This is a genomic window from Pseudomonas mandelii, from assembly GCF_024138395.1.
GTDB classification, from domain to species: domain Bacteria; phylum Pseudomonadota; class Gammaproteobacteria; order Pseudomonadales; family Pseudomonadaceae; genus Aquipseudomonas; species Aquipseudomonas mandelii_E.
The window spans coordinates 48,299-67,602 of sequence record NZ_JAMYDU010000007.1 but is presented as its reverse complement, the minus strand read 5'-3'; the positions used below and the strand labels follow the sequence as shown (position 1 = coordinate 67,602).

Below are 19,304 nucleotides of genomic sequence, written 5' to 3'. Positions count from 1 at the left end.
GGCTTGCCCGCGAAGGCGGCCTCAGATTCAACGGTAATTTAGAAAACAACAAAAGGTGCAGCCATGCCCGCTATCCGAATTGGCATCAACCCGATCTCCTGGAGCAACGACGACTTGCCGTCCCTCGGTGGCGAGACGCCGTTGAGCACCGCCCTCAGCGAGGGCAAGGAAATCGGTTACGAAGGTTTCGAACTCAACGGTAAATTCCCCAAGGATGCCAAAGGCGTCGGCGACGTGCTGCGGCCTTACGATCTGGCGCTGGTCTCCGGCTGGTATTCCAGCCGTCTGGCCCGCCGTTCCGTGACCGAGGAAATCGACGCCATCGCCAGCCATGTCGAGCTGCTGGCGAAGAACGGCGCCAAGGTGCTGGTTTATGGCGAAGTCGCCGACTCGATTCAAGGCCAGCTCATTCCGCTGGTAGAGCGCCCACGTTTTCACACCGAACAAGCCTGGCAGGAATACGCCGACAAACTCACCGAACTGGCGCGTTTCACCCTGTCCCAGGGCGTGCGTTTGGCCTATCACCATCACATGGGCGCCTACGTCGAATCTCCGGCGGACATCGACAAACTGATGGCGTTGACCGGCAGCGAAGTCGGCCTGCTGTTCGATTCGGGCCACTGCTATATGGGCGGCGGTGAACCCTTGCAGGTGCTGCGCAAACACATCGAACGCATCTGCCACGTGCATTTCAAGGACGTGCGCAAACCGGTGGTGCAACTGGCGCGCAACAATCTGTGGAGCTTCCCGGACTGCATCATCAACGGCACGTTCACCGTGCCCGGCGATGGCGACATTGATTTCGGCGCCTTGCTCGACGTCCTGCTGGGCGCCGATTACCACGGCTGGTTGGTGGTCGAGGCCGAGCAGGATCCAGCGGTGGCACCGAGTTACATCTACGCCAAAAAAGGCTACGACACCTTGCGTGCACTGCTCAACGAGAGGACCGCGAGATGAGCCTGTTGGTCAAAAGCAATGCACGCGGCCGGGTCATGGTCGAGTTAGGGCAGGGGGAACTGGAATACGTCGGCTTCGCCGCTTACCGCCTGAGCCTCGGCGAAACCCTGCCGGTCAGCGCCGGCGACAAGGAACTGTGCCTGGTGCTGCTCAGCGGTCGGGTCAGCATCAAAGGCGAAGCACCAGGGCAGGGCGCGTTCGACTGGGACAACATCGGTGATCGCCAATCGGTGTTCGAAGACAAATCGCCGTTCGCCGCGTACTTGCCACCGGGCAGTCAGGCGCAAGTGGTCGCACTCAACGACGTGCAAATCGCCGTCTGCGCGGCCCCCGGTTCGACCGCCGAAAACCTCGGCCCACGGCTGATCAAACCCGACAGCATGAAACGCAGCGTGCGCGGCAAAGGCGCCAACACCCGTTACGTCTGCGACATTTTGCCGGACACCGAACCGGCCCATTCGCTGCTGGTGGTGGAAGTGCGTACGCCGTCCGGGCACTCGTCGAGCTACCCGCCGCACAAGCACGACACCGACGATCTGCCGCATCAGAGCTTTCTCGAAGAAACCTATTACCACCAGATCAACCCGCCCCAAGGCTTCGTGTTCCAGCGGGTCTACACCGACGATCGCAGCATTGACCAGGCCATGGCCGTGGAAAACAGCGACCTGGTTGTTGTGCCCAAGGGCTATCACCCGGTCAGCGTGCCCTACGGCTACGAGTCGTATTACCTGAACGTGATGGCCGGACCGAAACGCGTCTGGCAGTTCCATAACGATCCGCAGCACAGCTGGCTACTGGATCTCTGATTTCCAACATTCAAAGGGAGAACAAGAACAATGAGCGACGCCCCGGTAATAGGTCATTACATCGACGGTCAGGTGCAGGACAGTGGCAGCGAGCGGTTCAGCAATGTCTTCAACCCGGCCACCGGCAGCGTTCAGGCGCGGGTCGGGCTGGCCAGCCAGAAGACTGTGGACGAAGCCGTCGCCTCAGCCCTGAAGGCGTTCCCGGCCTGGTCCGAGCAATCGTCCCTGCGCCGTTCGCGGGTGATGTTCAAGTTCAAGGAACTGCTCGACCGGCATCACAACGAACTGGCACAAATCATCAGCCGCGAACACGGCAAGGTGTTCTCGGACGCCAAGGGCGAAGTGACGCGCGGCATCGAAATCGTCGAGTACGCCTGCGGTGCGCCGAACCTGCTGAAAACCGAGTTCAGCGACAACATCGGCGGCGGCATCGACAACTGGAACTTGCGTCAGCCTCTGGGTGTTTGCGCCGGAGTCACGCCGTTCAACTTTCCGGTGATGGTGCCGCTGTGGATGATTCCGATCGCGCTGGTCACCGGTAACTGCTTCATCCTCAAACCGTCCGAGCGCGACCCCTCGGCCAGTTTGCTGATGGCGAAATTATTGACCGAAGCCGGGTTGCCGGACGGTGTGTTCAACGTGGTCCAGGGCGACAAAACTGCCGTCGACGCCTTGCTGCAACACCCGGACATCGAGGCGATTTCCTTCGTCGGTTCGACGCCGATTGCCGAGTACATCCACCAGCAAGCGACCTCGCGCGGCAAACGCGTACAGGCGCTGGGCGGGGCGAAGAACCACATGATCGTCATGCCCGACGCGGATCTGGATCAAGCGGCCGACGCGCTGATCGGCGCGGCGTACGGCTCGGCCGGCGAACGCTGCATGGCGATTTCGATTGCCGTGGCGGTGGGTGATGTCGGCGACCAACTGATTGCCAAATTGCTGCCGCGCATCGATCAACTGAAAGTCGGCAACGGCATGCAGGGCGACAGCGACATGGGGCCACTGGTGACCGCCGAGCACAAGGCCAAGGTCGAAGGTTTTATTGGCGAAGGCGTGTCCCAGGGCGCGCAGCTGATTGTCGACGGGCGCAATTTCAAGGTGCCGGGGGCCGAGAACGGCTTCTTCGTCGGCGCGACGCTGTTCGACAACGTCACGACCGAGATGAGCATCTACCAGCAAGAGATCTTCGGCCCGGTGCTGGGCATCGTGCGCGTGCCGGATTTCGCCAGCGCCGTGGCGTTGATCAACGCCCATGAGTTCGGCAATGGCGTGTCGTGTTTCACCAGCGACGGCGGCATCGCCCGTTCGTTTGCCCGCAGCATCAAGGTCGGCATGGTCGGCATCAACGTACCGATTCCGGTGCCCATGGCTTGGCACTCGTTTGGCGGCTGGAAGCGCTCGTTGTTCGGTGATCACCACGCCTATGGCGAAGAAGGCATCCGCTTCTACAGCCGCTACAAAAGCGTGATGCAGCGCTGGCCCGACAGCATCGCCAAGGGCCCTGAATTCAGCATGCCGACAGCCAAATAATTCACTTGTGCGGAGAACAACAAAAAATGAGCAAACCCCTGCGTTTCGCCCTAAACCGTATGGTCGCCCCACGTTTGTCCCTGCCCGCGTTCATCGAGTTGGCGGTGACCCTCAAGGCCGACGCCATCGAAATTCGCAATGACCTCAAGGGCGTCGAGATCGAGGACGGCACCGCGCCCGAACACGTCCGTGAACTGTGCGCGGACAAAGGCATCACCGTGCTGTCGATCAACGCGCTGTATCCGTTCGATGTCTGGAATGACGAGCGCCGTGCACACGCTCTGAAACTCGCCGCTTATGCCCGTGATTGCGGCGCGCAGGGTTTGGTGATGTGCCCGTTGAACGACCGCGCCGATCCACGAACCGAGGCGCAGCGTGCTGCCGGGCTGCGCACGGCGTTGAGTGAGCTGGCGCCGATCCTGCGCGATCACGGCATCCTCGGTTTCATCGAGCCGCTGGGTTTCGAAGAATGCTCGCTGCGGCGCAAACGCACGGCGGTCGACGCGATCAAGGCCATCGGTGGGCTGGATGTGTTCCGACTGGTGCATGACACCTTTCACCATCACCTGGCCAGCGAACATGAATTCTTCCCCGAGCTGACCGGGCTGGTGCACATCTCCGGCGTCGAGGATGCCGAGGCGCCGCTGGCGACCATCCGCGACGGCCACCGGGTGCTGGTGGGCGAGGGTGACATCCTTGGCAACGCGGCGCAGATCGAAACCTTGCTCGCTACCGGCTACAGCGGCTACCTGTCGTTCGAACCATTCGCCGACAGCGTCCATGACCTGGCGGATATCCAGACAGCGATTGGCGCGAGCATGGAACACCTGCAGAAATCCCTGGCCTGACACCTTCCCCCGTAGGAGCTGCCGAAGGCTGCGATCTTTTGATCTTGTTTTTAAAGATCAAGATCAAAAGATCGCAGCCTTCGGCAGCTCCTACAAGGGATTGGATTTGCATACGGAAAAGGTGCAAGCATGACCACAACAAGACTGACCATGGCCCAGGCCCTGGTGAAATTCCTCGATAACCAGTACATCGAGGTCGATGGGGTTCAGAGCAAATTCGTCGCCGGGATCTTTACCATTTTCGGCCACGGCAATGTGCTGGGTCTGGGGCAAGCCCTGGAGCAGGACAGCGGCGACCTGATCGTCCATCAGGGCCGCAACGAGCAAGGCATGGCCCACGCCGCCATCGGTTTTGCCAAGCAACACCTGCGGCGCAAAATCTACGCCTGTTCTTCATCGGTGGGCCCGGGCGCGGCGAACATGCTCACCGCTGCCGCGACGGCCACCGCCAACCGTATTCCCTTGCTGTTGTTGCCCGGCGACGTTTATGCCTGCCGCCAACCGGACCCGGTCCTGCAACAGATCGAGCAGTTCCACGACCTGAGCATCAGCACCAACGATGCCTTCAAGGCCGTGAGCAAATACTGGGATCGGATCAACCGTCCCGAGCAACTGATGACCGCGGCAATCCACGCCATGCGCGTGCTCACCGACCCCGCCGAAACCGGCGCGGTGACCCTGGCCTTGCCGCAAGATGTGCAGGCCGAGGCGTACGACTATCCCGATTATTTCCTGCAAAAACGCGTGCATCGCATCGAGCGTCGTCCGGCCACCGAAGCGATGCTTGGCGATGCGCTGGCGCTGTTCAAAGGCAAGCGCAAGCCGCTGATCATCTGTGGCGGTGGGGTCAAATATTCCGGCGCGAATGCAGCGTTGCAGGCGTTCGCCGAGCGCTTCGATATTCCCTTCGCCGAAACCCAGGCTGGCAAAAGCGCGGTGGTGTCCAGCCATCCGCTGAACGTCGGCGGGATCGGCGAAACCGGTTGCCTGGCGGCGAACCTGTTGGCCAAGGATGCTGATCTGATCATCGGTGTGGGTACTCGCTACAGCGATTTCACCACTGCGTCGAAATCCTTGTTCAAACACCCTGAGGTGCAATTCCTCAACCTCAATATCAGCCCCTGCGACGCGCTGAAACTCGACGGCGTGCAGCTGCTGGCGGACGCCAAAACCGGCTTGAGCGCCTTGGCCGATGTGTTGGGCGATTACCGCTCGAGCTGGGGCGATCAACCCCGTCAGGCCAAGGCGCAACTGGATGAGGAAGTCGATCGCATTTATCAGGTCGAATACCAGACGAAAGATTTCGTCCCCGAAATCAACGATCACCTGGATCCAGCGGTGTTGCGCGAATTTATCGAGCTGACCGGTTCCTGCCTGACCCAGAGCCGGGTGCTCGGCGTGCTCAATGAAACACTGGCCGATGACGCCGTGATCGTCGCCGCCGCCGGCAGTTTGCCCGGCGACTTGCAGCGTAGCTGGCGCAGCAAGGGCGTGAACACTTACCACGTCGAGTACGGTTATTCCTGCATGGGTTACGAGGTGAACGCCGCACTGGGCGTGAAGCTCGCCGAGCCTGAGCGCGAGGTCTACGCACTGGTGGGCGACGGCTCCTACATGATGCTGCACTCGGAGCTGGCGACCTCGATCCAGGAGCGGCGCAAGATCAACGTGGTGCTGCTGGACAACATGACCTTCGGCTGCATCAACAACCTGCAAATGGAACACGGCATGGACAGCTTCGGCACCGAGTTCCGTTTCCGTAATCCGCAGACCGGCAAGCTCGATGGCGGTTTCGTACCGGTGGATTTCGCCATGAGCGCGGCGGCTTACGGCTGCAAGACTTACAAAGTGAACACGGTCGAGCAACTACAAGACGCCTTGGCGGATGCGCGGTTGCAGACGGTGTCGACGCTGATCGACATCAAGGTCCTGCCCAAAACCATGATTCACAAATACCTGTCGTGGTGGCGGGTCGGCGTGGCGCAAGTCTCCACCAGCGCCCGCACCGATGCGGTGGCCAAGACCCTCAATGAACGACTGGCCAAGGCCCGTCAATACTGATTGCCCTGAAACGAACCCACAGGAGTGTTTATATGTCTTTGCTTTCTAATTCGTTGCGGATTGGCGTCATCGGCACCGGGGCCATCGGCCAGGATCACATCCGTCGTTGCAGCCAGACCTTGCTCAACAGCCAGGTCGTCGCGGTCACCGACATCAATTTGCAGCAAGCGGCCAAGGTCGTTTCCGATCTGAAACTGACTGCCGAGGTCTATCCCGACGGTCATGCGCTGATCAAGGCGCCGGAAGTCGACGCGATCCTCGTGACCTCCTGGGGCCCGAGCCACGAAGAGTTCGTGCTGGCGGCGATTGCCGCCGGCAAACCGGTGTTCTGCGAGAAGCCGTTGGCGGTCACCGCCGAAGGCTGCCGCAAGATCGTCGAGGCCGAAGTGGCTCACGGCAAGCGGCTGGTGCAGGTCGGTTTCATGCGTCCATACGATGAAGGCTATCGGGCGTTGAAAGCAGTGATCGACAGCGGTCAGATCGGCGAGCCGTTGATGCTGCATTGCGCCCATCGCAACCCGACCGTGGGTGAAAACTACAAGACCGACATGGCGATCACCGACACGCTGATCCATGAACTGGACGTGTTGCGCTGGTTGCTCGACGACGATTATGTGTCGGTGCAAGTGGTGTTCCCGCGCAAGACCAGCAAGGCCCATGCCCATTTGAAAGACCCGCAGATCGTGCTGCTGGAAACCGCCAAAGGCACGCGCATTGATGTAGAAGTGTTCGTCAACTGCCAGTACGGCTACGACATCCAGTGCGAAGTGGTCGGGGAGACCGGCATCGCCAAACTGCCGGAACCGTCGCAAGTTCAATTGCGCAGTGGGGCGAAACTGTCGAATGCGATTCTGATGGATTGGAAGGACCGGTTCATCGCCGCGTATGACGTCGAATTGCAGGCGTTTATCGATGGCGTACGGGCCGGGCAGGTGGGTGGGCCGTCGGCGTGGGATGGTTTCGCGGCAGCGGTGGCGGCGGATGCCTGCATCGAAGCACAAAACAGCGGGCAGATCGTAAAAACCGGCCTGCCAGACCGCCCACATTTCTACAGCTAACCCCGATCCCCTTGTAGGAGCGAGGCTTGCCCGCGAAGACGGACGTTCAGCCAACATCAGTGTTGAATGTGCCGACGCCTTCGCGGGCAAGCCTCGCTCCTACAGGGACGGAGTCGATCCTGGTTAAGGAGAACAAAAAACATGCGCATCGCACTAGACCCCTACATGTACCGCAACCTGTCCCTGGGCAAGATGGTCGACAAGGTCGCCGAGCTCGGTTACGAACACATCGAGCTGTCGCCCCGGGAAGATTTTCTGCCGTTCTACAAAGCCCCGCGGGTCGACAAGGCGCGGATCAAGGAATTTCGCAAAGCCCTGAGCGACACCGCGGTCAAACTCTCTTCCTTGTTACCGATGTACCACTGGGCTGCCGCCGATGAAGGTTTGCGCGTGGCCGCCGTGCGCAACTGGAAGCGCGCGATCCAGATTGCCGTGGAGATGGACTGCGAGCTGGTCAACACCGAGTTCACCGGCCAGTCGGACAACCCGCTGGTGTGCGAAAACCAGTTCATGCGCTCCATGGACGAACTGATCCCCGAGTTTGAACGCGAAGGCATCAAGCTCGATATCCAGGCCCATCCTTACGATTTCTGCGAGCGCAATAACGAGTCGGTGGACATCATTCGTGGGCTGGATCGCGACTGGATCAACTACCTCTATGCCGCGCCGCACACGTTTTTCTATGACGACGGTGTCGGTGATATCGCCTCGATGCTCAAGTACGCCGGCTCAAAGCTGAGCCACCTGATCATCGCCGACACCTACAACCACAAGGCCTCCTCGGGCTTGCGCTACATCGTCAACCCGCCGGGCGTCACCGCCACCGTGCACCAGCATCTGGACATCGGCCAGGGCGAGGTCGACTGGGAAGCGTTTTTCAGCACGTTGCGCGAAATCAAGTTCGATGGCATCGCCACCGTCTCGGTATTCGCTTGGGAAGACCGGCCGGACGAGTCCAACCGCATGATGCTCGAACGCGTCAAAAGCGAACTCTGCCGCTAACCGACCTACACAAAACCTGTGGGAGCGGCGGTGCGGCGATCCGACTTGCCCGCGATGACGGCGGCACATTCAACATATCTGTGATTGTCAGACCGCTATCGCGGGCAAGCCCGCTCCCACAGGGGCCGCGTTCTATAAGGAGAATGCTTTCATGCGTATCGGACTTGTTGGTTACGGCCATGGCGGCCGGTTTTTCCATGCTCCGCTGATCAGCAGTCTGCCGGGAGCAACCTTCGTCGGCGTGGTCACCCGTTCCGCCGAGCGCCGACAACTGCTGGCGGCGGAACATCCCGGTGTGCCGGCGTTCGACAGCATCGGCCAACTGGTCGAAGCCGGGGTCGATGTGCTGGTGATCTCTACGCCGCTCAAAGGCCGCCCGGCGCTGGTGCTCGACGCCATCGAACACGAGGTGGCGGTGGTCAGCGACAAGCCGTTCGCCGCCGATGCGCAACAGGCGCAAACTCTGATCACCATGGCCGAGCGCCAGGGCGTGCAACTGAGCGTCTACCAGAACCGGCGCTGGGACTCGGACTTTCTCACCGTGCGCAAACTCATCGAGTCCGGGGCACTGGGTCAGGTCACCCGTTTCGAATCGCGGATCGAGCGCTATTCACCACAGTCGGTGAACAACGGCAGCGGCGGCGGTTTCCTGCGCGATCTGGGCAGCCATCTGGTGGATCAGGCGCTCCTGTTGTTCGGCCCCATCACCCGGGTGTACGCCGAACTGGATTACCTCGAAAAAGACCAGCCCTTCGACAACGGCTTCTTTATGTCCCTGACCCATGCCAACGGCGTGATCTCGCACCTGGGCGGCAGTTGCCTGCAAAACACCCCCGGCCCGCGTTTTCGCGTGACCGGCACCCAGGGCTGCTACAGCGTCGACGGTCTGGATGGGCAAGAGGCGTCGACCCTTGCGGGGCTCACACCGAAATCCGAAGGCGAGCGCTGGGGTGTTGAAGAGCACCGGCGCTGGGGCTGGTTCGAGCAGGGCGAGGTGCGTGAGCGGGTGCCGTCGGAGCGTGGTTGCTGGAACCAGTTCTATTTGCAGCTACAAACCGCGTTACAGAGCGGTGGCCCACTGCCGGTCGACGCCCGTGATGCACTGGCGACCACCCGCGTGCTAGACGCTGCGCGGCTCAGTTTCGAGCGGCATCAAGTGGTGGTGCTGAGTCCGTTCGAGAGTCATGGAATAAAATCAGAAAAAAATTCTAAAATTGGTTGATATAGAAATTAATTTCCAATAAAGTCATTTTCAGGCGACCTGCCGCACGCCTCGTTTCAATCCTTTTCCCGCTTGCTCGCTTACTGAAATCGTCACGCCTTATCCATAAAACCAACAAGAATGTGGAGAAAGACCTTTCATGAAGACCAAGATCCGTTTCGCCTCGCTGGCCTTGTCCCTGATGTTCGCCAGCGGCGCCGCACTCGCTGACATGAAGATCGGCGTCAGCATGTCGCAGTTCGATGACACCTGGCTGACCTACCTGCGCGAATCCATGGACACCAAAGCCAAGTCCTACCCCGATGGCGTCAAGCTGCAGTTCGAAGATGCGCGCAGCGACGTGGTCAGGCAGTTGAGCCAGGTAGAAAGCTTCATCAGTCAGAATGTCGACGCCATTGTGGTCAACCCGGTGGATACCGCCGCCACCAAAAAAATCACCGAAGCAGCGGTCAAGGCCGGTATTCCGCTGGTGTACGTCAATCGTCGTCCCGATGACCTGAACCTGCCCAAAGGCGTGGTCACTGTCGCCTCCAACGATCTGGAGGCTGGCCAGATGCAGATGCAGTACCTGGCCGAAAAAATGGGCGGCAAGGGCGACATCGTGATTCTGCTCGGTGATTTGGCCAACAACTCCACCACCAATCGCACCAAGGGCGTAAAAGAGGTACTGACCAAGTACCCGAACATCAAGATCGAGCAAGAGCAGTCCGGCATCTGGTCGCGGGACAAGGGCATGACCCTGGTCAATGACTGGCTGACCCAGGGCCGCAAATTCGACGCGGTCGTCTCTAATAACGACGAGATGGCGATTGGTGCGGCAATGGCCCTGCAACAGGCTGGCGTCGCCAAAGGCAGTGTGCTGATCGCCGGTGTCGACGGTACGCCCGACGGTTTGAACGCGGTGAAGAAGGGCTCTCTGCTGGTCTCGGTGTTCCAGGATGCCAAGGGGCAGGCGGACGGTTCGATCGACACGGCGGTGAAAATGGCCAGGAACGAGCCGGTCGAGCCGGCCGTGTGGGTACCGTATCGCCTGATCACGCTGCAGAACGTCGACACGTTCAAATAGCCCATCCGTTCGATAACAACAATAAGCACGCAAGGTTGCCACGCGACCTTGCTGATGGAGTACCTGATCATGTTCGCTTCAGCGACTGCTTCGAGCACCCCGTTAATGGGTGTCCAGCCAACAGCAACACCTGTCGATGAGCCGTACCTGCTGGAGATCATCAACGTCAGCAAGGGTTTTCCCGGTGTGGTGGCCTTGTCCGACGTACAGCTTCGGGTGCGTCCCGGTTCCGTGCTGGCGCTGATGGGCGAGAACGGCGCCGGCAAATCCACCCTGATGAAAATCATTGCCGGCATCTACCAACCGGACGCCGGTGAGTTGCGCTTGCGGGGCAAGCCGGTGGTCTTTGAAACACCACTGGCTGCGCTCCAGGCCGGGATTGCGATGATCCACCAGGAACTCAACCTGATGCCGCACATGAGCATCGCCGAGAACATCTGGATCGGCCGCGAACAGCTCAACGGCCTGCACATGATCGACCATCGCGAAATGCACCGTTGCACCGCCAAGCTACTGGAGCGTTTGCGGATCAATCTCGACCCGGAAGAGCAGGTGGGCAACCTGAGCATCGCCGAACGGCAGATGGTCGAGATCGCCAAGGCTGTGTCCTATGACTCCGACGTCCTGATCATGGACGAGCCGACCTCGGCTATTACCGATAAAGAAGTCGCGCACCTGTTCTCGATCATTGCCGACCTCAAGAGCCAGGGCAAAGGCATCATCTACATCACCCATAAAATGAACGAAGTGTTCAGCATCGCCGATGAAGTGGCGGTGTTCCGTGACGGCGCTTACATCGGCCTGCAACGGGCCGACAGCATGGACGGCGACAGCCTGATTTCGATGATGGTCGGCCGCGAGCTGAGCCAGTTGTTCCCGGTGCGCGAAAAGCCGATCGGCGATCTGTTGCTGTCGGTACGCGACCTCAAGCTGGACGGCATTTTCAAGGGCGTCTCCTTCGACCTGCATGCCGGTGAGATCCTTGGCATCGCCGGGTTGATGGGCTCGGGACGGACCAACGTCGCCGAAGCGATCTTCGGCATCACCCCAAGTGACGGTGGCGAAATCCGCCTCGACGGCGAAGTGGTGCGCATCAGCGATCCACACATGGCGATCGAGAAGGGCTTCGCGCTGTTGACCGAAGACCGCAAGCTCAGCGGCCTGTTCCCGTGCCTGTCGGTGCTGGAGAACATGGAAATGGCAGTGTTGCCCCATTACGTCGGCAACGGCTTCATCCAGCAGAAAGCTTTGCGCGTGTTGTGTGAAGACATGTGCAAGAAGCTGCGGGTGAAAACCCCGTCGCTGGAGCAATGCATCGACACGCTGTCCGGCGGCAATCAGCAGAAGGCCTTGCTGGCGCGCTGGTTGATGACCAATCCACGCATCCTGATTCTCGACGAGCCGACCCGGGGCATCGATGTCGGCGCCAAGGCCGAGATCTACCGGCTTATTTCCTACCTCGCCAGCGAAGGTATGGCGGTGATCATGATTTCCTCGGAACTGCCGGAAGTGCTGGGCATGAGCGACCGGGTCATGGTCATGCACGAGGGCGACCTGATGGGCACCCTCGACCGCAGCGAAGCGACCCAGGAACGGGTGATGCAACTGGCCTCGGGCATGTCCGCGGTTCACTAATGGATGCTGGCGGTGGCCCTGGCTGCCGTCGCGACGTAATAGAAGGGTGAGTGGTTATGAACGCGATACTGGAAAACAAGCCTGCAGCGGTACCGGTCAAGAGTCGCCGGCGCTTTCCGACCGAGTTGAGTATCTTCCTGGTGCTGATCGGCATTGGCCTGGTCTTCGAGATGTTCGGCTGGATCGTGCGGGACCAGAGCTTCCTGATGAACTCTCAGCGTCTGGTGCTGATGATCTTGCAAGTGTCGATCATCGGCCTGCTGGCGATCGGCGTGACCCAGGTCATCATCACCACCGGTATCGACCTGTCCTCCGGTTCGGTGCTGGCGCTGTCGGCGATGATTGCCGCCAGCCTGGCCCAGACGTCAGACTTTGCCCGGGCGGTGTTTCCGTCCCTGACGGACCTGCCGGTGTGGATTCCAGTGATCGTCGGGCTTGGGGTGGGATTGCTGGCGGGGGCGATCAACGGCAGCATCATTGCGATCACCGGGATTCCGCCGTTCATTGCGACCCTCGGCATGATGGTCTCGGCCCGCGGCCTGGCGCGCTACTACACCGAAGGTCAGCCTGTGAGCATGCTCTCGGATTCCTACACAGCCATCGGACACGGCGCGATGCCGGTGATCATCTTTCTGGTGGTGGCGGTGATCTTTCACATCGCCCTGCGCTACACCAAGTACGGCAAGTACACCTACGCCATCGGCGGCAACATGCAGGCGGCGCGCACCTCCGGGATCAACGTCAAGCGGCATCTGGTGATCGTCTACAGCATCGCCGGATTGCTTGCGGGCCTGGCCGGGGTGGTGGCGTCGGCGCGGGCCGCGACCGGGCAGGCCGGGATGGGCATGTCTTATGAACTGGACGCGATTGCCGCGGCAGTCATCGGTGGCACCAGCCTGGCCGGTGGCGTAGGGCGGATCACCGGCACCGTGATTGGCGCGTTGATCCTCGGCGTCATGGCCAGCGGCTTTACCTTTGTCGGTGTTGATGCTTATATTCAAGACATCATCAAGGGGCTGATTATTGTGGTGGCGGTGGTCATCGACCAGTACCGCAACAAGCGCAAACTCAAGCGCTGACGCCGGATTAAACGCAAAAATGCGCCACGCCTGACCCGCGTGGCGCAGCCGTTTGTCTTCTATATACAGCCGCTCGACTGAATTTCTTGCTATAAACGCACTCCGATAAGCGGCTCAAAGCCTGCCGTAGCGCACTTTCAGAGCTTTGTCGGACAGATTTGCTGTCTTTTCAGTTGCTGAGGCCTCAAGTCGGCCTTAGACTGCCGCCCCTCGTAAATTGAGTGCCGGGTGGCGCTTGGAATAAACGGCGCCTTTCCAATGACCGCTTCAGGTTCAACGGATCGCTCCCTAATTCGCCTTAATGCACGTTTTTTTATAGAGATATCAATGACAAAGGACAAGTTGCTGGCCATGCCGGCGGATGACTACATGAATGCCGAGCAACATGCTTTTTTCTCCGAGCTGTTGCAGAACATGAAAGTCGAAACCCATGGGCGCATCGAGCAGAATCGCATCGCCATCGAGAGCCTGGACACCCCGGCCGATCCGGCTGACGCGGCTTCCGTCGAAGAAGAGCGCACCTGGCTGGTGAACGCGATCGATCGCGACCAGCGCATGCTGCCTCAGTTGGAACAGGCCCTGGAACGCATCAAGGAAGACAGCTTTGGCTGGTGCGACGACAGCGGCGAGGCCATCGGCCTGAAACGCCTGCTGATCAGCCCGACCACCAAATACTGCATCGAAGCTCAAGAGCGTCACGAGCAGATCGACAAGCACCAGCGTCAGGCCTGATTCAGTAGCGCCCCCATCGCGGGCAAGCCTCGCTCCTACGGATGTCTGTAGGAGCGAGGCTTGTCCGCGAAGCTTTTTGTCGGCCGAAAAATCTCGCGCACTTCTATTGATCTGCTACAACCCCCCACTACTAATGGACCATAGATAATGGCTTTGTAGTGGCGTTTAATGCGATCACAACAATTAGAAGACGCGTGGGGTGACGAAGATGACGAGAGACGGATCTCTGGTTGGGGCAATGCCTGCACCAGTACTTTTGCCGAAAAACCTTTGGCTGACGCCGACCCTGCAAAGCATCGCCCTGATGCTATTGCTGTGCGCCATAACATTGGCTGGCTGGTCGCTTTACCTTGGCCTGCCGTTGGCCGTGCTGATTATCTGGTTGCCGCGCCTGCGCTCACGCACTCTCCCTGACGCAACCCCTGCGGACAGCTCCAGCGCCATCGCCGGGTTGACTCGCGATCTTTCCTACACCACCAGTCATAACGCCTTATCGGCCGCCGGCGTGGCCTACTCGGTCAAGCAACTGGCGGACAAACTGCAATCGCAGCTCAACGCCGCGGCGCAGATTGTCAGTAGCGCCGAAGTGATGATCGCCACCGAACACGCTACGTCGAAACTCAGTCGGGAAGCCTTGAGCGCAGCCAGTGAAGCCCATCAGAGCAGCGCGGCCGGGCGCACGGAACTGGTCGAGTCCATCGCGCGCATGCATCAACTCAGTCAGCGTGCCAGCGGCAGCCGCGAGCTGATCGAAGCCCTGAGCCTGCGCAGCGACGATATCCAGCGGGTCACGCTGGTAATCCAGTCCATCGCCAGCCAGACCAATTTGTTGGCGCTGAACGCGGCCATCGAGGCGGCGCGGGCCGGCGAGCACGGTCGCGGCTTTGCGGTGGTGGCCGATGAGGTACGAGGGCTGGCCGCGCGCACGGCGACAGCGACCGGTGAAGTCGGGGAGATGGTCGCCGACATTCAGCAACGCACCGCGCAAGTGGTGGAGCAGATTCGTCAACTGGCCAGCGATCTGAATACCGGCGTCGCGCAAGTCGAGCACACCGGAAAGCATCTGGAAAACATCGCTCGCCTGACCGACGGCGTCGAAAGGCAGGTCGGGGAGATCGCTCAAGGCGCGGACACCAACCGCGAACAACTCGACAGTCTGTTCCACGCCATCGAACAGATGCGCAGCGATCTGGCGATCAGCGACCAGCAGACCCAGCGGCTCGCCCAGGCAGCGGTGCAAATGGAAGGGCAGGCCGAAACCATCAGCGAACGCCTGGCCGAAGTAGGGTTGGATGACTATCACCAGCGGATTTACGACCTGGCCCGCGAAGGCGCGAGTCAGATTGCGGCACGCTTCGAAGCGGATATCGATCAGGGCCGGATCAGCCTGGATGACCTGTTTGATCGCAGTTACCAGGCGATCCCCAACACCAGCCCGGCCAAATACCAGACCCGCTTCGACCGCTACACCGATCAGGTATTGCCGGCGATCCAGGAACCGTTGCTGCCGCGCCATGAAGGCCTGGTGTTCGCCATCGCCTGCACGCAGCAGGGGTATGTGCCGACCCATAACACCGTGTTCAGTAAACCGCTGACCGGTGACGTGCAGGTCGATACCCTGCAAAACCGCACCAAGCGCAAATTCGCCGACCGCACCGGGATCCGCTGTGGCAGCCATCAACAAGCGGTGCTGTTGCAAACATACACCCGCGACACCGGTGAACTGATGCACGACCTCTCGGTGCCCATCATGCTCAAGGGCCGGCATTGGGGTGGTTTGCGCCTGGGTTACAAGCCGCAAAGTCCTCGCTGAGAGGACCGACAGCCTGCATTGAGCCTCAGGCTAGTGGATCTGGTGCATGCGCAGGTTCAGGTCGTCGACCACATGGGCCCAATCGGCGTCCTCGCGCAGTTGCTCCTTGAGGAAACCGGCTTGTTGCGGGGTCCAGAATTCGGCGTCGATGAGTTTTTTGTCGTCGGCCAAGGGTGAATGACGGGCAATGAAATCGTCGATGGCCTTTTCGCTGGAATCCAGACCAAGCTGATCGAACAAGCCTTTCAAATCATGTGTGGGTGAGTCCATCTTCATCTCCTTGCAGTAATCCGTCGCGTCGAGGCGAAATCCGAGGCGCAGCTTCATTGCAGTCGTGGGAGCCGCGCTTCAGGAGTTCGATAGCGATATTCAAAAGCAGGGATGAGCATAGACTGCAAATCCAATGATCAGGCTTTCAATGCCCCTTCATCAACGGCAAGCTTCAGGGCTTTCGCGGCTTCCTGGGCGGCGACGGCCGCGACATCCGCGGTCTTGAACCAGCGATCCTTTTCGACCTGGTGATACGTCACAGTGGTCAACGGCGGTTTGGCGCGCATGATAATGACTGCCTGGAATTCGCCTTCGATCTCTCTGGCTTCGCCCCGGATAAAAAATTCACCGATATCAAATTCCGTCACGTAGCAGTCTTCCCTTGGAAATAATTGTTGTGTTGAACGCCGTCCGCCCTGGGGACGGGTTTCATTGGTCGGGCAGTATGGCAGTAGTTGCCTGCCGGCGGCTGAGTTAAGTCGCCGGCATGACGAAACGTCTATAGACGTGAATGCAGCAGGTGCCTCAACTGCGTGCCTCGAGTGAACGGGCAAGGGCGCAGGCGTCGTTATGATTGCCGCGGAAACCTCTTACAAGTCCGGTGGATATTTCCCTGATGTGGAAAAAGGCGTTGCCGGCCAATACCACCTGAAAGCGCGGGATCAGACGCTCTTCAGGCAGGAAGTCCTGCTGGCGGAGCCCCATCGAATGCAGAGGTGACGAGCCGATTGTGTGCCGTGTGTGAGGCTGGGCAAAGTGAGTCAGTGTGCACATATGAAGTCCTTTTCGTGGTTTTACCGACGTGTGTACGGTGTTATGGGTAGTCTCGATGAGCATGGCTGCTCTAGAATCGCTATCAATGGTTGGCAATTGATGCCCATCTAAAGCAATTTTTTACTGGCGATATGTCGGAAAAGTGCTTTTTTTAAAGAGATTTTTCCCTAAAGTTGGTAATCCGGTTTTATCTGGCCGTCAGAAGGGCGTTTTCCTTCAACATCTGACGACCGCCAGGCAAGACGACGTGAGGGATGTTCCAGTAATCTTCTCAAACCTCGCGATGAATGGGCCCTCTGCTCATTCCAGGATTCGACCCGGGTCATTTGGCTACACCTCGGCATTGCCGCTTTTTTCTGCTGTGCGCGTTTCCGGCGTACGGCGTCATTTTCAGATGTGGGGATGTTTCCTTGGCAGTAAGTAATCTCGATATGCATGCTTTGTTCGTACTGGGTGATTTGCGCGCAAAGCTGGTTAAACAGTTTCAGTCACGTTTCGTCTACATCACCGAACAGAACGCTGAAGGCATTTACATTGCCGAGCTCGACACTGAATCTGCGCTGGTGGTGGATGACAAACCAGGGCTTAAGCTCAAGGTTGGCGATCATTTCAGTGCCTCGGTGTTGCCCAGCCGCGAAGGTGGCAAGCTGGACATCAAGTTCCGCGAAATAAAGCTGACGGTGTACGGGCTGGGGGATTACGCGTTCGTGACCACCGCAGATGGCCACGGCATTGTGTTCAAGGAAGGTCATAGCGTGGTGATGGTGTTCGCGGCCCATCAACAATTGCAGGAAGGCGTGACCAAAACCCTGAAAGCCGTAACCGCCAAGGCCGCCAAGTGGCGCAAGGGCGAACTGGTGACCTTCAAGGCCAGCGAGTAATGAGCCTGACCCGCGCCGATTTCCACGAACAGAACCAGGCCAGTGCGCACACCGAAGCGCAGCGCTTGTTGGCTCAAAGGGCCGTTCTACAGGGAGCCTGGCTGAGTTGGGTGGCGTCACAGATCTACCTGTTGCGTCCGGCGGCGTACGCCAGCATGGTCAGAAGAGAGCTTGCACGCTTGCAGGAACCTTCCGAAAATTAATCCTCGCCCCTCGAAAGCAGGAACCTCAACTACAGTCAGATGACTGAGTATTCAGAGGCTTGCGGTCTTCTTTGTCAGGCCATCCTGCTATTGCTGTGAACAGCACGAGGTGCAAAAGCATGAGGGGATTTCGACGGTTACTGGCCGCTACCCTGGCCGCGTTCGGTTTGTTGGCTTCACCCGTTCCGGTGTTCGCTGCCCAGGCGCCCATCCATTTCGCCGACCTGAACTGGGAAAGTGGCAGCCTGATCACTGATATTCTGCGGATCATTGTCGAGAAGGGTTACGGCTTGCCGACCGACACCTTGCCGGGGACGACCATTACCCTGGAGACCGCATTGGCCAACAATGACATTCAGGTGATCGGCGAAGAATGGGCCGGTCGCAGTCCGGTCTGGGTCAAGGCTGAAGCCGAAGGCAAAGTCGCGGCCCTGGGCGATACGGTCAAGGGCGCCACCGAGGGCTGGTGGGTGCCGGAGTATGTAATCAAGGGCGATCCGGCCAAGGGCATCAAGCCGATGGCGCCGGATCTGCGCAGTATCAGTGATCTGCCACGCTACAAGCACGTGTTCAAAGACCCGGAAACCCCGGGCAAGGGGCGTTTCCTCAACAGCCCGATCGGCTGGACGTCGGAAGTGGTCAACAAGCAGAAGCTCAAGGCGTATGGGCTGGACGACAGCTACGTGAACTTTCGCAGTGGTTCGGGGGCGGCGCTGGACGCGGAGATCAGTTCGTCGATTCGTCGCGGCAAGCCGGTCCTGTTCTATTACTGGTCGCCGACGCCGTTGCTCGGCCGATTCAAGTTGATTCAGCTGCAAGAGCCGCCATTCGACGCCGAAGCCTGGAAAACCCTGACCGACGCCGACCACCCCAATCCGAAACCGACTCGCTCGCTGCCCTCGAAGCTGTCCATCGGTGTGTCCACGCCATTCCAGAAACAATACCCGCAGATTGCCGAGTTCTTCAGCAAGGTCGATTTGCCGATCGAAGCGTTGAATAAGGCCTTGGCTGACATGAGCGAAAAACACACTCCGCCACGACAAGCGGCGGAGGCGTTCATGAAGGCGCACCCGGACGTGTGGCAGGCCTGGGTGCCCAAGGACGTGGCGGATAAAGTCTCCGCCGCCCTGAAATAAACCGCCCGGGAATCCCGGGTGTACATAAACCCCGTAGGAGCTGCCGCAGGCTGCGATCTTTTGACTTTGATTCTAAAAAACAAGATCAAAAGATCGCAGCCTGCGGCAGCTCCTACGGGGGCGCTTCTAACCGCATTTGCAGCCGAGCTACTGTTCGATAGCGAAGACCCTTACAAAAACGCGCAAGGAAGTTCATCCTGCTGCGACATTTCATGCTGGATGTCTGAA

General features: G+C 59.5%; 19 protein-coding genes. 16 read left to right on the top strand and 3 right to left on the bottom strand.

Annotated features, from left to right (window positions below; translation table 11 throughout):
• Window positions 1-63 precede the first annotated feature (63 nt).
• From iolE to NHU87_RS13560, 13 genes are all read left to right on the top strand, one after another.
• Complete coding sequence (gene iolE / locus NHU87_RS13620) at window positions 64-957, top strand: myo-inosose-2 dehydratase (RefSeq protein WP_253549094.1); 894 nt, start codon at window positions 64-66, stop codon at window positions 955-957.
• Entirely contained in the window at window positions 954-1,763 is an 810-nt protein-coding gene (gene iolB, locus NHU87_RS13615; RefSeq protein ID WP_253549092.1) for a 5-deoxy-glucuronate isomerase, read from the top strand. The genes iolE and iolB overlap by 4 nt, the downstream gene beginning before the upstream one ends.
• Window positions 1,764-1,793: 30 nt before the next feature.
• Window positions 1,794-3,296, top strand: coding sequence for a CoA-acylating methylmalonate-semialdehyde dehydrogenase (locus NHU87_RS13610; RefSeq protein WP_253549090.1), 1,503 nt, complete (start codon window positions 1,794-1,796; stop codon window positions 3,294-3,296).
• A gap of 26 nt (window positions 3,297-3,322) precedes the next feature.
• Entirely contained in the window at window positions 3,323-4,144 is an 822-nt protein-coding gene (locus tag NHU87_RS13605; RefSeq protein ID WP_253549088.1) for a TIM barrel protein, read from the top strand.
• A 129-nt stretch (window positions 4,145-4,273) separates the two neighbouring features.
• Complete coding sequence (iolD, locus tag NHU87_RS13600) at window positions 4,274-6,205, top strand: 3D-(3,5/4)-trihydroxycyclohexane-1,2-dione acylhydrolase (decyclizing) (RefSeq protein WP_253549086.1); 1,932 nt, start codon at window positions 4,274-4,276, stop codon at window positions 6,203-6,205.
• 32 nt (window positions 6,206-6,237) lie between these two features.
• The gene (locus NHU87_RS13595; protein WP_253549084.1) at window positions 6,238-7,263 is read left to right on the top strand and encodes a Gfo/Idh/MocA family protein; all 1,026 of its coding nucleotides are present in this window, start codon (window positions 6,238-6,240) and stop codon (window positions 7,261-7,263) included.
• A 141-nt stretch (window positions 7,264-7,404) separates the two neighbouring features.
• Window positions 7,405-8,265, top strand: coding sequence for a sugar phosphate isomerase/epimerase family protein (locus NHU87_RS13590; protein WP_253549082.1), 861 nt, complete (start codon window positions 7,405-7,407; stop codon window positions 8,263-8,265).
• Between the two features lie 151 nt (window positions 8,266-8,416).
• Window positions 8,417-9,487, top strand: coding sequence for a Gfo/Idh/MocA family protein (locus NHU87_RS13585; protein ID WP_253549080.1), 1,071 nt, complete (start codon window positions 8,417-8,419; stop codon window positions 9,485-9,487).
• Window positions 9,488-9,626: 139 nt separating this feature from the next.
• Window positions 9,627-10,553: a sugar ABC transporter substrate-binding protein gene (locus tag NHU87_RS13580; protein WP_253549078.1), complete on the top strand. Its 927-nt coding sequence runs from the start codon at window positions 9,627-9,629 to the stop codon at window positions 10,551-10,553.
• Window positions 10,554-10,622: 69 nt separating this feature from the next.
• Window positions 10,623-12,188, top strand: a complete 1,566-nt coding sequence (locus tag NHU87_RS13575; protein ID WP_253549076.1) for a sugar ABC transporter ATP-binding protein — start codon at window positions 10,623-10,625, stop codon at window positions 12,186-12,188.
• Between the two features lie 56 nt (window positions 12,189-12,244).
• Window positions 12,245-13,267, top strand: coding sequence for an ABC transporter permease (locus NHU87_RS13570; protein ID WP_007907889.1), 1,023 nt, complete (start codon window positions 12,245-12,247; stop codon window positions 13,265-13,267).
• 327 nt (window positions 13,268-13,594) lie between these two features.
• Window positions 13,595-13,999 carry a TraR/DksA family transcriptional regulator gene (locus NHU87_RS13565; protein WP_253549074.1) on the top strand — a complete coding sequence of 135 codons (405 nt, stop codon included), beginning with the start codon at window positions 13,595-13,597 and terminating at the stop codon, window positions 13,997-13,999.
• Window positions 14,000-14,207: 208 nt separating this feature from the next.
• Complete coding sequence (locus NHU87_RS13560) at window positions 14,208-15,812, top strand: methyl-accepting chemotaxis protein (RefSeq protein WP_253549073.1); 1,605 nt, start codon at window positions 14,208-14,210, stop codon at window positions 15,810-15,812.
• Between the two features lie 30 nt (window positions 15,813-15,842).
• Here NHU87_RS13560 and NHU87_RS13555 read toward each other — a convergent pair whose 3' ends face one another.
• From NHU87_RS13555 to NHU87_RS13545, 3 genes are all read right to left on the bottom strand, one after another.
• Window positions 15,843-16,082 (bottom strand): DUF2789 domain-containing protein, encoded by a 240-nt coding sequence (locus tag NHU87_RS13555; RefSeq protein WP_007907886.1) that lies wholly within the window; start codon window positions 16,080-16,082, stop codon window positions 15,843-15,845.
• Window positions 16,083-16,219: 137 nt separating this feature from the next.
• Window positions 16,220-16,450 (bottom strand): hypothetical protein, encoded by a 231-nt coding sequence (locus NHU87_RS13550; protein WP_253549071.1) that lies wholly within the window; start codon window positions 16,448-16,450, stop codon window positions 16,220-16,222.
• 157 nt (window positions 16,451-16,607) lie between these two features.
• On the bottom strand, window positions 16,608-16,856 hold the full coding sequence (locus tag NHU87_RS13545) for a hypothetical protein (protein ID WP_253549551.1): 249 nt from the start codon (window positions 16,854-16,856) through the stop codon (window positions 16,608-16,610).
• 410 nt (window positions 16,857-17,266) lie between these two features.
• Between NHU87_RS13545 and NHU87_RS13540 the strand changes: the two genes are divergently transcribed.
• The 3 genes from NHU87_RS13540 (at window position 17,267) to NHU87_RS13530 (ending at window position 19,076) form a co-directional block, all read left to right on the top strand.
• Window positions 17,267-17,737 carry a hypothetical protein gene (locus NHU87_RS13540; protein ID WP_253549069.1) on the top strand — a complete coding sequence of 157 codons (471 nt, stop codon included), beginning with the start codon at window positions 17,267-17,269 and terminating at the stop codon, window positions 17,735-17,737.
• Entirely contained in the window at window positions 17,737-17,940 is a 204-nt protein-coding gene (locus tag NHU87_RS13535) for a hypothetical protein (protein ID WP_253549067.1), read from the top strand. The genes NHU87_RS13540 and NHU87_RS13535 overlap by 1 nt, the downstream gene beginning before the upstream one ends.
• Window positions 17,941-18,059: 119 nt before the next feature.
• Window positions 18,060-19,076 carry an ABC transporter substrate-binding protein gene (locus NHU87_RS13530; RefSeq protein ID WP_253549065.1) on the top strand — a complete coding sequence of 339 codons (1,017 nt, stop codon included), beginning with the start codon at window positions 18,060-18,062 and terminating at the stop codon, window positions 19,074-19,076.
• The last annotated feature ends 228 nt before the right edge of the window (window positions 19,077-19,304 follow it).